Below are 12,900 nucleotides of genomic sequence, written 5' to 3' on the forward strand. Positions count from 1 at the left end.
AGACGCCGCAGGCGGCGCGGGGGGTGGCCTCATTTCACCGACATGTAGCGGAACGGCATGAAGTTGTCAGCCAGCTGGGCCAGCGAGACGTTGTTGGCCACGCCCCAGGCCAGGGCCTGCTGGTGCAGCGGCAGGTGGCCGACGTCGTCGGAATGGATCTTGAAGGCTTCGCGGATCATGGCGTCGCGCTTGGCCTTGTCGGTCTCCGACTGGATCTGCTTGGTCAGCTCATCCACCTTGGGGTTGCAATAGGAGCCCAGGTTGAACTGGCCCGACCCCGAATCGTCCACGCAGCGCATGAGCGCGTTGAGCGCGTTGTGCGAGTCGTAGGTGCCCGGCGTCCAGCCCAGCATGTAGAAGCTGGTGTCGCGGCGCAGGATTTTCGGGAAGTAGGTGCCCTTGGTCTCGGCCTGCAGATTGATCTTGACGCCCACGCGCGCCAGGTTGGCGGCCACCGCCTGGCAGATGTTGCCGTCGTTGACGTAGCGGTCGTTCGGGCAGTTCAGGGTCACCTCGAAGCCATTCGGGTAACCGGCCTCGGCCAGCAGCTTTTTGGAGGCCTCGGCGTCGAAGGGCAGGCGGGTGTTCATGGCGGGGTCGAAGCCATTGATGCCAGGGCCGACCATCAGCGCCGTGGGCGCCGAGGCGCCGCGCATCACCGTGCGCTGGATGCCCTGGATGTCGATGGCCTGGTAGAAGGCCTGGCGCACGCGCTTGTCCTTGAAGGGGTTTTTGCCCTTCACGTTGGAGTAGAGCAGCTCGTCGCGCTTCTGGTCCATGCCCAGGAAGATGGTGCGCAGCTCGGGGCCCTGCATCACCTTGGACTTGCCGCTGGCGTTGATGCGGGCCACGTCCTGCAGCGGCACGGGCTCGATCACGTCCACCTGGCCCGACAGCAGCGCGGCCACGCGCGTGGCGTCATTGCCGATGGGCGTGTACTCGACGTTGACGACGTTGCCTTCGATCTTGCCCCAGTAGTTGCCGTTGCGCTGGAAGGTGGTCTTCACGTTGGGCTGGCGCTCGCGCAGGCGGAACGGGCCGGTGCCATTGGCCCGGAAGGAGGCCGCGTTCTCGATGCCCTTGCGGCGGTCCACCGGGCGCGTGGCCTGGTTGTCCTCGCACCACTTCTTGCTCATGATGTACAGCAGCGACAGCACATCGGGCAGGATGGGAAACGGGCCCTTGGTTTCGACGTCGACCGTGTGCGAGTTGACCTTGCGCACCTCTTTCACGTCGTTCACGTAGCTCTTCATGTCCGAGCCTTCGCCGGCGGCGCGCGCGAAGGTGAACAGCACGTCGTCGGCGGTGAAGGGCGTGCCATCGTGGAATTCAACGCCCTTGCGCAGCTCGAAGCGCCAGACGGTGGGCGAGGTCTGCTTCCAGCTCGTGGCCAGGCCGGGCACCAGCTTGAGGTTGCGGTCGCGCGCCACCAGCGGCTCGTAGACGTTGCCCGTCACGGTGAGCTGCAGCGACTCGTTGAGCGAGTGCGGGTCCATCGACAGGGCATCACCCTGGTTGCCGATGCGCACCGTCTGGGCGCTGGCGGCTCCGGCCGCCAGGGCTGCGGCCACGAGCAGGGCAGCCGAGGATTTTTTGAGGTTCATGCGTCGCTCCTTGCGGGGGTGGGTGAGGGGGTGGACTGGGAAAGGGTCTGGCGCGGCGTGGTGGGCTCGCTGGCCAATGGCATGCCTTGTTCGATGAGGCTGGCGTGTAAGGCGGCGCCCAAGGGCAGCACCTCGTCGTTGAAGTCGTAGCGGCTGTTGTGCAGGAAGCAGGCGCCCTGCCCGTTGTCGGCACCCTGCCCCAGGCGCAGGTAGGCGCCGGGCTTGACCTGCAGCATGAAGGAGAAATCCTCCGCACCCATGCTCGGGTCCATGTTGCGGTCCACGTGCTCGTGGCCCACCAGCTTTTGCGCCACTTCCATCGCGAAGCGGGCCTCGTCGCGCGTGTTGATGGTGGCGGGGTAGATGCGTTCGTAGTTCAGGTGAGCCGAGGCCCCCAGGCCCAAGGCCACGCCCGAGCACACCTCGTGCAGGCGCTTCTCGACCATGGCCTGCACCTCGGGGTTGAAGGTGCGCACGGTGCCGATCAGGCGGGCCGTGCCCGGGATCACGCTGAAGGCGCCCGGGTCACCGGCCTGCATGGAGCACAGGCTGATCACGGCGCTGTCGATCGCGCGCACGTTGCGCGAGACGATGCTCTGCACCGCCGTGATGATGTGGGCCGCCACCAGCACCGGGTCGACCGTGGCGTAGGGGTGCGCGCCATGGCCACCCTTGCCGGTGACTTCGATGGTGATGCGGTCGGCCGAGGCCATCATGGGCCCCGGGTTCACGCCCACGGTGCCTGGGCGCATCTGCGGCCAGTTGTGCATCGCGAACACCGAGTTCACGGGAAAGCGCTCGAACAGGCCGTCCTCGATCATGGCCTTGGCGCCGGCAAAGCCTTCCTCGCCGGGCTGGAAGATCAGCACGGCCGTGCCGTCGAACTGCCGCGTCTCGGCCAAGTAGCGCGCCGCGCCCACCAGCATGGCCGTGTGGCCGTCGTGGCCGCAGCCGTGCATCATGCCCGGCTTGCTCGACTTCCAGGCGAAGTCGTTGTGCTCGGTCATGGGCAACGCGTCCATGTCGGCGCGCAGGCCGATCATGCGGCCGCTGCCGGTCTGGCGGCCGCGGATGACCGCCACCACACCGGTCTTGCCAATGCCGGTGTGGACCTCGTCCACCCCGCAGACCTTGAGCGACTCCACCACGCGCTTGGCGGTGTAGACCTCCTCGAAACCGAGTTCGGGGTGGGCGTGCAGGTCGCGGCGCAACGCCGTGAGTTCGGGGTGAAAGGCCGCGATGTGCGCGAACGCCGGGCCATGCACCTTGTAGCGGGACTTGCTCATGTCAATGCCCTCCGGCCTTCTCCACGCGCAGGCGCGGATCGACCACAAAGTACAACAGATCGACGATGAGGTTGATCACCACGAAGATCAGCGCGATCAGGCACAGGTAGGCGGCCATCACGGGAATGTCGGCGAAGGTCACGGCCTGGATGAACAGCAGGCCCATGCCCGGCCACTGGAACACCGTCTCGGTGATGATGGCAAAGGCGATGAGGCCGCCGAGCTGCAGGCCGGTGATGGTCATCACCGGCACCAGCGTGTTCTTCAGCGCGTGGCCGAAATGCACCGCGCGGTTCGTGAGCCCGCGGGCGCGGGCGAACTTGATGTAGTCGGTGCGCAGCACCTCCAGCATCTCGGCGCGCACCAGCCGCATGATCAGGGTGAGCTGGAAGATGGCCAGCGTGATCGCGGGCAGGGTGATGTGGATCCAGCCCTTGGTCGTCAGCAGGCCGGTGCTCCACCAGCCCAACGAGACCACGTCGCCGCGGCCGAAGCTGGGGAACCAGCCCAGGTGCACCGCGAACACCAGGATCAGCAGGATGCCGATCAGGAAGGTGGGCAGCGACACCCCCAGCAGCGAGATCGTCATGAAGACCTGGCTGAGGAAGGTGCCGCGCTTGAGCGCCGCGTACACGCCCATGGGAATGCCCACGAGCAGCGCGAGCACCGCCGCCACCATGGACAGCTCCAGCGTGGCCGGGAAACGCTCGGCGATGAGGCGCGAGACCTTGGCGCCCTGGCGCAGGCTCAGGCCGAACTCGCCTTGCGCGGCGTTGACCAGGAAGTGCCAGAACTGAACGAAGAAGGGCTGGTCCAGGCCCAGGTCGGCGCGCAGGGCGCGCACCTGCTCCGGCGTGGCGTCCTGACCGAGCAGGAAGACCACCGGGTCCCCGACGTACTGGAACAGCATGAAGGCGATCAGCGCCACGCTGACCATGACGATCACCGCCTGGGCGAGCCGTCGGAGGATGAATGCGAACATCGATGAAAAAAGCAAGAGAGGGTCGCGCCCGAAAGGAGGCGACCCTCTTTGGTCAGTACCCGATTCAGTTTACCGTGATGAGCCGCCAATCCAGGCGGTTGTCGGCGCGGTGAACCACGTTGATGCTCTTCTTCATCGCCCAGGGAATGACCTGGTTGTGCAGCGGCAGGTGCGACACGTCGGCGTTCGACAGCTCCAGCGCCTCGGTCAGCAGGCGGTTGCGGATCAGCAGGTCGGTCTCCGTCTTGGCACGGTCGATGATCTGGTCCATCTTGGGGTTGCTGTAGCGGCCCACGTTGTAGTTGCCGTCACCGCCCTGCCCCACGCTGCGCACCAGCGACTGCAGGCTGTACATCGCGTCGAAGGTGGGCACGCCCCAGCCCAGCATGTAGATACTGGCCTCGTAGCGCTGGATCATCGGGAAGTAGGTGGCCAGCGGCAGCGTGCGCAGCTTGGCCTTGACGCCGATGCGCGCCCACATGGCGGTCACGGCCTGGCAGATCGCCTCGTCGTTGATGTAGCGGTTGTTGGGGCAGGCGAAGTCGACCTCGAAACCGTCCTTGTAGCCGGCGTCCGCGAGCAGCTTCTGCGCGGCGGCCACGTCGAATGGGTAGCGCTGGTGCACGCCCTCCGTCCAGCCCGTCACCTGCGGCGCGATGAGCGCCCCCGTGGGCTGGCCCAGGCCGCGCAGCGTGACGCGCGCGATCGCGTTCATGTCGATCGCCTGGTACAGCGCCTTGCGCACGCGCACGTCCTTCAGCGGATTCTTGCCCTTGACGTTGCTGCCCACGAGCTCGTCGCGGTGCTGGTCCATGCCGAAGAAGATGGTGCGGTTCTCGACCCCGTCCATGACCTTGAGGTTGCCGTCCTGGCGCAGGCGCGGCAGGTCCTGCGGGCTCGGATCCAGCACGAAATCCACCTCGCCCGAGAGCAGCGCGGCCATGCGCGTGGCCGTGGCCTTCACCGGCGTGTAGACGATCTCGGTGACGTTGGTCTCGGCGCCCTTGCCCCACCAGTTGGGGTTGCGCGTGAGCACCATCTTCTGGTCGGGCGCCCACTCCTTGAGGACGAAGGGCCCCGTGCCCATGGCGTTGCGGTGGGCGAAGTTCTCGTCCTGGGTCTTGATGTCCTTGGGCGCGGTGGAGTTGTTCTTCTCCGCCCACGCCTTGCTCATCATGCGCAGCTCGGTGAGCTGGTTCACCAGCACCGGGTTGGGGCCCTTGGTGAAGATGTCAATGGTGTTGTTGTTGACCTTGACGATGCGGTCGATGCCCTGGATATAGGGCGTGAAGTTCGAGGTCGGCGCCATTGCGCGCTGCAGCGAAAACACGGCGTCGTCGGCGGTGAAGTCGGACCCGTCGTGGAATTTCACCCCGCTCCGCAGCGTCAGCCGCAGCTGAGTGGGCGAGACCTGGTTCCAGCCGGTGGCCAGCAGCGGCTCGGGCTTGAAGGTGCGGCTGTTGTAGTACACCAACGACTCATAGACCGAGGCATGGATGCCATTGGCCAACGCGTTGTTCTGGGAATGAATGTCCCAGGTCGGGATGTCGCTGGCACTCGTCCACTTGAAGGTCTTCGCTTGAAGACCGCCGGTCGTGACAGCCAAGGCTGCCCCCAGCACGACCGCCTGCATGGGCACGGAGAACGATTTCATCGTTGACACCTGAATTAAATGAAGGTGCCGGGACTATGCAACAAGCGTTCCCGCGCCAGCGACGGGACTTACCCGTACCGAGTATGGGCACCCGGATCGACACCGCGCGGCCCCCACCGGTTCGGCCGGAACAGGCCATTTCCGGACACCACTCGAAGCTTTATTCCTCCGTCATTTAAAATAATTCTTTATCGCTATATTTGACTCGCCTATTGGTCGTTTACTTAGGCATTTCAACCCCAAAACCATCAGGAAGGTCCCCTATGAAGAAGCTCCTCGTCGCCGCCTTGTTTGCCCTGAGCGCCGCCACCGGCTTCGCCGCCGTCGACGTCAACAAGGCCTCGCAAGCCGATCTCGACAGCATCAAAGGCATTGGCCCCAGCACCACGGGCAAGATCCTCGAACAGCGCAAAGCCGCCCCCTTCAAGAACTGGAACGACTTCATCGCGCGGGTCCCCGGCATCGGGGACAAACGCGCCGCGAAGTTGTCGCACGAAGGCCTGACGGTCAATGGCGAGGCCTTCAAGGCGACCAGCGCGCCAGCGGGCGCCAAACCGAAGCAGTGAGCACCGGCCACTGAACCGCCCATAAAAAAACCGCCCGGCATGCCGGGCGGTTTTTGCTTGAGCGAAGCGCTTCTGAAGATCAGAAGTTGTGCTGGATGCCCACGCCGAACAGGGTGTTCTTGACTTCCGCGCCGGTACCGATGATTTCGGCTTTGGTGCGGTTGAAGGCAGCGTACGTGAAGGTGCGCTTGGACAGCGCGTACTTGGCGCCGATGCTGAAACCGGTGGTCTTGCTCAGATCCGTACCGCCAGACTCCAGCTTGGAACGGGCCACGCCAACACCGATGTCGAAGCCGGCGCCCAGGGGCACGTCCACACCGATGTTGAACTCGTTGGCTTTCACGTCAGCAAAGCCGTCCGGCTGCACTTTGGCCTGGTTCACGCCACCGACCAGCTTCACGACGCCGAAGTCGTAGGAGCCGTTCAGCAGGTTGTAGGTGGTCTTGCCGGTGGCGGCCAGGCCGGTCAGGATGCCGGTGCTGTCGATGCCGTTCAGGCCTTCGACTTTCTGGCTCTGGTGAGCGAAGCCAGCCACGATCGGACCGTTGGCGTAGTTCAGGCTGAACGACACCAGGTTGCTGGCCTTGTTGTTCGGCGAGCTGGCGCGGTCTTCACCCAGCGAGTAGGCGAAAGCACCCGAGAAACCGCCAAAGTTGGGCGAGTTGTAGCGGATGGTGTTGTTGGGGTTGTCTTCGTAGCCAAGCCAGGTGGTGAACGACGACGCGAAGTTCGCGTTGAAGGTGTCGTTGGCCATCGAGCGGGTGTCGTCGTACGGCGTCCAGGGCTTGCCCAGCTGGACTTCACCGAAGCCACCCGACAGACCGACCCACGACTGGCGGTTGAAGCTCAGGCCACCGGCGGTGCCGTTGTCCATGGCCAGCGCGCCTTCCAGGTTGAAGTTGGCCTTCAGACCACCACCCAGATCCTCGGAGCCCTTGAAGCCCAGGCGGCTGGTGTTGAAGCCACCGCTTTCCAGCACGGTCTCACTGGCGGAACCGACACCGGTGATGTCCGTCTTGACACGGCCCACCCACACATCGGCCATACCGTAGAGCGACACGCTCGACTGAGCCATCGCGGCGCCGCAGGTGCCCAGAACGGCAAGAGCGATCAGACTTTTTTTCATGGGGAGATTCCTTTTCCTTTGGAACGGTTTGGGAAACGTTTCACACGACTGAAACTGCAGTGATGGTACCCATCGACATGCACGTTACGGGTTTGCCCCTAGGGGTTTTACACAAGACAGGGGGAAAACGTGGCAATGAAGCAACAACGTCATCCCACCTTCTTAAACCTCTTAAGCAAATAGCAGGCCAATCCCCCTAGGCAAAAAAAAGCCACCGCCGAGGCGGTGGCTTTTGACTTCAGACGCCAGCGGGCCAAGCCCGCGGGACATCAGAAGGAGTGGCGGATGCCCAGCTCGAAGCCGGTGCGCTTGTACTCCGGACCAGCCAGCAGACCGGCGTCGGCGCTGATGCGGGCAAAGTTGCCGTACAGGGCGGTGCGCTTGCTCAGGCCGTACTCGTAACCGACAGCGACTTGGTTGCCATCAACCGAGATGCCGGGCACTTCCACTTCGGTGCGGGTGTACGAAGCCTTGATCAGGCCCGGGCCCACGGGGGCGGTCAGGCCCACCATCAGGTTGTTCACCTTCAGGTCGACGGTCTTTTCCTTCGACGTGGTGTAGTTGAACATCGGCTTGATGAAGCCGAAGTCATACGAAGCACCCACGTTGGTGCGGCGCGAGTCGGCCGCGCCCACGTTGCCTTCCGATGCGGTGGCGAAGCCAACCGACAGCGGGCCGTTGGCGTACGTCAGGCGCAGGCCTTGGTAGTCGCTGGCGCTGGTGCCGGTGTTCACTTCCTTGAAGCCGTAGCTGAGCTGAGCCTGGAAGCCGCCCATGTTCGGCGTGAAGTACGAGACCATGTTGTTCGAACGCACGGTCGTCGCCTGGAAGAGACCAGCGTTGGGCGAGTACATGTTCATGGAGTTGCCCAGACCGTTCGTGCCGAACGGGTCGTACACGGTGTGGTTCCAGAAGGTCGGCACGTAGTCACGGCCCAGACGGACTTCACCGAAGCCACCCGACAGGCTCACGGTGCTGCGGCGCTGGAATTGCAGGCCAGCGGGCGTGCCGGTGTCGGGGTTCAGGGAGCCTTCCAGCCAGAAGCTGGCGCTCATGCCACCGCCGAGGTCCTCGACACCGCGGAAGCCCAGGCGGCTCGAAGCGGTACCGTCTTGGCCCATTTCGGTCAGCGAGGTTTTGACACCGCCGATTTTGGTCGAGGTGTGGCGAACGTTCACGTCCATGATGCCGAACAGGGTCACCGACGACTGGGCCAGTGCTGCGCTGGAGGCTGCGACGGCAGCCAGAGCGATCAGGGTCTTTTTCATCGAGGAATTCTCCAAGGTTTGGGTTAAGAGGCCGGAAGTCTTTGCCCCCGAGCCGACCTCCATTGAGGAAGCTGCGGGGATTGCATCAGAAACAGCTGGTCACCGCCATGTTTGCCACCCTCGATCCGCCCCAGCGTGGTGCCGATGTTGCAGCGTTGCCACGATTCCGAGGGGTAACCCTTAGACAGATGGCGTGGCACCATACTCCCCGCACCAGTCCACCGCCGATTCAACGTGAGAGTTTCATGAGCACTTTCAGCGACGCCCTGGTGGTTGCGGCCGATTCGGCCTTGCGCACCCTGTTCGCCGCCCCGCGGGCCAGCCAGCCCTGCCCCACCGTGCCCGAGCGGCACGACGATGGTGCGCTGAGCACCGAGGACCGGCGCCTCGCCGGTGCCCTAATGCGGGTCAACCACGTGGGCGAGGTGTGCGCCCAGGCGCTGTACACCGCGCAAGCCTTCGCAGCGCGCTGGCCCGGACCGGGTGGCAAGGCATCGAACGAGGCCCTGGCCCGGCAACTGGAAGAGGCCGGCCGCGAGGAAACCGACCACCTGGCCTGGACCAAGGCCCGCCTCGACGAACTGGGCAGCCGGCCATCGCGGCTCAACCCGTTCTGGTACGCCGGCGCCTTCGGGCTCGGCCTGATCGCGGGCCGCCTGGGGCAAGGCCCCAGCCTGGGTTTTGTGGTGGAAACCGAACGCCAGGTGGAAGCCCACCTGGCCAGCCATCTGGACCGCCTGCCGGCCGAGGACCACGCCTCGCGGGCGATCGTGGCGCAGATGAAACTGGACGAGGCCCGGCACGCTCGCCAGGCCCAGCAGGCCGGGGCCGCCGAGTTGCCGGCGCCCGTGAAGGGGATGATGCGGATGGCCGCCAAGGTCATGACGACCGTGGCGCACCGGATCTGAGCGTCCCCAACAAGGGACGCAGGCTCAGGCGTCGACCAGATCGAAGCTGGTCGTGATCTCCGCCGTCTTGGCCAGCATGATGCTGGCCGAGCAGTACTTCTCGTGGCTCATGGCGATGGCGCGCTCCACCGCGCTGGCGGGCACGCCCTTGCCAGTGACGGTGAAGTGCATGTGGATCTTGGTGAACACCTTGGGATCGACCGCGGCGCGCTCGCTGGTGAGCTTGACCGAGCAACCGCGCACGTCGTGGCGGCCGCGCTTGAGGATCAGCACCACGTCGTAGGCCGTGCAGCCGCCGGTCCCAGCGAGCACGGTCTCCATGGGACGGGGCGCCAGGTTGGCGCCGCCGTTCTCGGGCTTGTTGGCGTCGGGCGCACCGTCCATGGCGAGCACGTGGCCGCTGCCGGTTTCGGCAACGAAGCCCATGGCCGATCGGGTGCCGCTGGCGCCGGTCCAGGTGACGGTGCATTCCATGAAAGGGTTCTCCGTGACAAAGCCCGCATTTTCTAAGGGCCTTGCTCTAAAAAAGAGGGCAACTTGAGTCGGGTTGTTGCAACGCAGCAATCCGGCGATATACTTACGTCATTGTATTTTCGGTTGTCTCCTCTACCCTCCACGGGTGGATTCAAACCCGGACCAGCAACGTTGGTCCGGGTTTTTTTTCGCCCGCAGATAATGCTTGGTGATGAAAACCCCCGCCGCCCACCTGACGCCCGCCGACTACCTCAAGAAGATTCTGACAGCCCGGGTGTACGACGTCGCGGTGGAGTCGAACCTGGACCCGGCGCGCGCGCTGTCCCGGCGGCTGCACAACACGGTGCTGCTCAAGCGCGAGGACCAGCAGCCCGTTTTCAGCTTCAAGCTGCGCGGGGCTTACAACAAGATCGCGCACCTCAGCCCCGAGCAGTTGTCCAAGGGCGTGATCTGCGCGTCGGCGGGCAACCACGCGCAGGGCGTGGCGCTGGGCGCGCGCAAGCTAGGCGCGCGGGCCGTGGTGGTGATGCCGGTGACCACGCCACAGCTCAAGATCGACGCGGTGCGCGGCCTCGGCGGCGAGGTGGTGCTGCACGGCGACAGCTACACCGACGCCTACAACCACGCCGTCATCCTGCAAAAGAAGCAGGGACTCACTTTCGTTCACCCCTTCGACGATCCTGACGTGATTGCCGGCCAGGGCACGATCGCGATGGAGATACTGCGCCAACTCCAAAGCCTGGGTTCGAACCAACTCGACGCGGTGTTCGTCGCCATCGGCGGCGGCGGCCTGGTGAGCGGGGTGGCCAACTACATCAAGGCCGTGCGGCCCGAGATCAAGGTCATCGGCGTGCAGATGACCGACTCCGACGCCATGATGCGCTCGGTCGCCGAGAAGGAGCGCGTGACGCTGCCCGACGTCGGCCTGTTCGCCGACGGCACCGCCGTCAAGCTGGTGGGCGAGGAAACCTTCCGCGTCGCGCGCGAGCTGGTCGACGAGTTCATTGCGGTGGACACCGACGCCGTGTGCGCCGCCATCAAGGACATCTTCGTCGACACCCGCAGCATCGTCGAACCCTCGGGCGCGATGGCGGTGGCCGCCATCAAGCAGTACGTGGCCACGCACAAGACCAAGGGTCAAACCTACGCGGCCATCCTGTGCGGCGCCAACATGAACTTCGACCGCCTGCGCTTCGTCGCGGAGCGCGCCGAGGTGGGCGAGGAGCGCGAGGCCCTGTTCGCCGTGACCATGCCCGAGGAGCGCGGCAGCTTCCGCCGCTTCTGCGAGGTCATCGGCTCGCTGCCCGGCGCGGCGCGCAACGTCACCGAGTTCAACTACCGCATGCACGACAGCGCCCAGGCGCATGTGTTCGTGGGACTCACCACGGCGGGCAAGGGCGAGTCCGCCAAGATCGCCCAGCAACTGGTGCGCCATGGCTTCGAGACGCTGGACCTTACGCACGACGAACTCGCGAAGGAACACCTGCGCCACCTGGTGGGTGGCCATTCCGCGCTGGCGCAGGACGAACGCCTGATGCGCTTCATCTTCCCCGAGCGCCCGGGCGCCCTGCTCAAGTTCCTCAGCCTCATGCGCCCGGGCTGGAACATCAGCCTGTTCCATTACCGCAACCAGGGCGCCGACTACGGCCGCATCCTGGTCGGCCTGCAGGTGCCGGCCAAGGACGACAAGGCCTTCGCCAAGTTCCTCGACACCTTGGGCTACCCCTATGTCGAGGAAACGCAGAACCCGGCCTACCGGCTGTTCCTGCGCAGCTGAGCACCCCATGGCGCGCGATCCCGCCCTCACGCCTATCAACGCACCGCGCCCGTTCGCGCCCGTCGAGGGCTTGAAGCTGCCCGCCATCGCCGGCACGGCCGACACCACGCTGGAGCACGCCCTGCACCGGCGCCTGCAGCCCGACGGTCAGCCCTCCAACGCCCTGGGCCAGCTGCAGTGGCTGGCCGGGCAGCTCGCGCGCATCCAGCACAGCAGCGCGCTGCCGTTCGACCTGCTGGTGTTCGACGCCCCGCAGCTGGTGGTGTTCGCGGCCGACCATGGCCTGGCCGTGGAGGGCATGAGCGACCTGCCGCAGTCCGCCACCGCGGAGTTGGTCACCCAACTGCTCGCGGGCCGCGCGCCGGTCAACACCCTGGCGCGCCAGCACGGCTTTGAATTGACCGTGGTCGACGCCGGCATGGCCACGCCGATCACCCAGCCGCCGGCGGCGCGCGGCCGTCCGCCGGCCACCCTGCAGGCGCGCAAGATCGCCTACGGCACACGCAACTGCCTGCTCGGCCCGGCCATGTCGCTCAGCCAGACCGTGGCCGCGCTGCACGCGGGCATGGACGTGGTGCGCCATCTGCCGGGCACGGTGCTGGCACTGGGCGAGGTGGGCGTGGCCAACCCGGCCAGCGCGGCGCTGCTGCTGTCGCGCCTGTGCGGCGTGCCCATGGCGGACGCCCTGCCGCGCGACGACGGCCCGGGCTCGGCCTTCGATGACACCGTGCATTTCCAGCGCCTGGACAAGCTCACCGCCGCGGCCCAGCGGCATGCGCAGGCCATCTCCCCCATCCACGCGCTGGCGGCCTTCGGCGGGTTCGAGATCGCCATGATGGCCGGCGCCATGCTGCAGGCGGCCAGCGAGCGGCGCGTGGTGCTGGTCGACGGCTTCGTGGCCGGCGCCGCCGCCCTGGTGGCGCGCGGCCTGAGCCCGGCGGTGGCCGACTACCTGGTCTACGCCCAGCGCTCGCCGGCCACCGCGCACCGGCTCATGCTGATCCACCTGCAGGCCATGCCGCTGCTCGACCTCGATCTGCACATCAACCAGGGCACGGGCGCGCTGCTGGCCTGGCCGCTGCTGCTGGCCACGCAGGCGCTGCTGGAGGCCTGAAGCCCCCCGCTAGCTGTGAAGTCTCAATAGGTTGTTCATCCGTCCCGGAACTGGGAAGCTGTGGTTACCAGGCCGCAACAACTCAGGACAGGAGAACGGATGAACAGCCATAAGCATGCGCGATTGACCGCGCGAGGTCGA

The 12,900-nt window shown here is 65.7% G+C and carries 11 protein-coding genes; 4 read left to right on the top strand and 7 right to left on the bottom strand.

Annotated features, from left to right (window positions below):
• Positions 1-29: 29 nt before the first annotated feature.
• The 4 genes from BHU06_RS10945 to BHU06_RS10960 all read right to left on the bottom strand — a co-directional run bounded on the left by BHU06_RS10945 (position 30) and on the right by BHU06_RS10960 (position 5,505).
• Entirely contained in the window at positions 30-1,604 is a 1,575-nt protein-coding gene (locus BHU06_RS10945) for an ABC transporter substrate-binding protein (protein ID WP_070399187.1), read from the bottom strand.
• Positions 1,601-2,890 (bottom strand): M20 aminoacylase family protein, encoded by a 1,290-nt coding sequence (locus BHU06_RS10950; protein ID WP_070399188.1) that lies wholly within the window; start codon positions 2,888-2,890, stop codon positions 1,601-1,603. The genes BHU06_RS10945 and BHU06_RS10950 overlap by 4 nt, the downstream gene beginning before the upstream one ends.
• Before the next feature lies 1 nt (position 2,891).
• The gene (locus tag BHU06_RS10955; protein ID WP_070399189.1) at positions 2,892-3,872 is read right to left on the bottom strand and encodes an ABC transporter permease; all 981 of its coding nucleotides are present in this window, start codon (positions 3,870-3,872) and stop codon (positions 2,892-2,894) included.
• 64 nt (positions 3,873-3,936) lie between these two features.
• Entirely contained in the window at positions 3,937-5,505 is a 1,569-nt protein-coding gene (locus BHU06_RS10960) for an ABC transporter substrate-binding protein (protein ID WP_070399190.1), read from the bottom strand.
• A gap of 284 nt (positions 5,506-5,789) precedes the next feature.
• Between BHU06_RS10960 and BHU06_RS10965 the strand changes: the two genes are divergently transcribed.
• On the top strand, positions 5,790-6,092 hold the full coding sequence (locus BHU06_RS10965) for a helix-hairpin-helix domain-containing protein (RefSeq protein WP_070399191.1): 303 nt from the start codon (positions 5,790-5,792) through the stop codon (positions 6,090-6,092).
• A 79-nt stretch (positions 6,093-6,171) separates the two neighbouring features.
• Here BHU06_RS10965 and BHU06_RS10970 read toward each other — a convergent pair whose 3' ends face one another.
• Both BHU06_RS10970 and BHU06_RS10975 read right to left on the bottom strand, forming a co-directional pair.
• On the bottom strand, positions 6,172-7,218 hold the full coding sequence (locus tag BHU06_RS10970; RefSeq protein WP_070399192.1) for a porin: 1,047 nt from the start codon (positions 7,216-7,218) through the stop codon (positions 6,172-6,174).
• A gap of 269 nt (positions 7,219-7,487) precedes the next feature.
• Positions 7,488-8,486, bottom strand: coding sequence for a porin (locus BHU06_RS10975; RefSeq protein WP_070399193.1), 999 nt, complete (start codon positions 8,484-8,486; stop codon positions 7,488-7,490).
• Between the two features lie 245 nt (positions 8,487-8,731).
• Between BHU06_RS10975 and coq7 the strand changes: the two genes are divergently transcribed.
• On the top strand, positions 8,732-9,394 hold the full coding sequence (gene coq7 / locus BHU06_RS10980) for a 2-polyprenyl-3-methyl-6-methoxy-1,4-benzoquinone monooxygenase (protein ID WP_070399194.1): 663 nt from the start codon (positions 8,732-8,734) through the stop codon (positions 9,392-9,394).
• A gap of 24 nt (positions 9,395-9,418) precedes the next feature.
• On the opposite strand, the gene BHU06_RS10985 is transcribed toward coq7, so the two are convergent.
• A complete protein-coding gene (locus tag BHU06_RS10985; protein WP_070399195.1) occupies positions 9,419-9,868 on the bottom strand; it encodes an OsmC family protein in 450 nt (149 codons plus the stop codon).
• A 211-nt stretch (positions 9,869-10,079) separates the two neighbouring features.
• Here BHU06_RS10985 and ilvA point away from each other — a divergent pair, with 211 nt between their 5' ends.
• Both ilvA and BHU06_RS10995 read left to right on the top strand, forming a co-directional pair.
• Positions 10,080-11,645, top strand: a complete 1,566-nt coding sequence (gene ilvA / locus BHU06_RS10990; protein ID WP_083293158.1) for a threonine ammonia-lyase, biosynthetic — start codon at positions 10,080-10,082, stop codon at positions 11,643-11,645.
• 7 nt (positions 11,646-11,652) lie between these two features.
• The gene (locus tag BHU06_RS10995) at positions 11,653-12,759 is read left to right on the top strand and encodes a nicotinate-nucleotide--dimethylbenzimidazole phosphoribosyltransferase (protein WP_070399197.1); all 1,107 of its coding nucleotides are present in this window, start codon (positions 11,653-11,655) and stop codon (positions 12,757-12,759) included.
• Positions 12,760-12,900 lie beyond the last annotated feature (141 nt).

This window comes from Hydrogenophaga sp. PML113, assembly GCF_001777155.1.
Lineage (GTDB): Bacteria > Pseudomonadota > Gammaproteobacteria > Burkholderiales > Burkholderiaceae_C > Hydrogenophaga > Hydrogenophaga borbori.

What these genes read in the sequence shown, in the direction of transcription:
- BHU06_RS10945 (WP_070399187.1), bottom strand. Translation starts at nt 1,604, where the DNA reads ATGAACCTCAAAAAATCCTCGGCTGCCCTGCTCGTGGCCGCAGCCCTG.
- BHU06_RS10950 (WP_070399188.1), bottom strand. Translation starts at nt 2,890, where the DNA reads ATGAGCAAGTCCCGCTACAAGGTGCATGGCCCGGCGTTCGCGCACATC.
- BHU06_RS10955 (WP_070399189.1), bottom strand. Translation starts at nt 3,872, where the DNA reads ATGTTCGCATTCATCCTCCGACGGCTCGCCCAGGCGGTGATCGTCATG.
- BHU06_RS10960 (WP_070399190.1), bottom strand. Translation starts at nt 5,505, where the DNA reads ATGCAGGCGGTCGTGCTGGGGGCAGCCTTGGCTGTCACGACCGGCGGT.
- BHU06_RS10965 (WP_070399191.1), top strand. Translation starts at nt 5,790, where the DNA reads ATGAAGAAGCTCCTCGTCGCCGCCTTGTTTGCCCTGAGCGCCGCCACC.
- BHU06_RS10970 (WP_070399192.1), bottom strand. Translation starts at nt 7,218, where the DNA reads ATGAAAAAAAGTCTGATCGCTCTTGCCGTTCTGGGCACCTGCGGCGCC.
- BHU06_RS10975 (WP_070399193.1), bottom strand. Translation starts at nt 8,486, where the DNA reads ATGAAAAAGACCCTGATCGCTCTGGCTGCCGTCGCAGCCTCCAGCGCA.
- coq7 (WP_070399194.1), top strand. Translation starts at nt 8,732, where the DNA reads ATGAGCACTTTCAGCGACGCCCTGGTGGTTGCGGCCGATTCGGCCTTG.
- BHU06_RS10985 (WP_070399195.1), bottom strand. Translation starts at nt 9,868, where the DNA reads ATGGAATGCACCGTCACCTGGACCGGCGCCAGCGGCACCCGATCGGCC.
- ilvA (WP_083293158.1), top strand. Translation starts at nt 10,080, where the DNA reads ATGAAAACCCCCGCCGCCCACCTGACGCCCGCCGACTACCTCAAGAAG.
- BHU06_RS10995 (WP_070399197.1), top strand. Translation starts at nt 11,653, where the DNA reads ATGGCGCGCGATCCCGCCCTCACGCCTATCAACGCACCGCGCCCGTTC.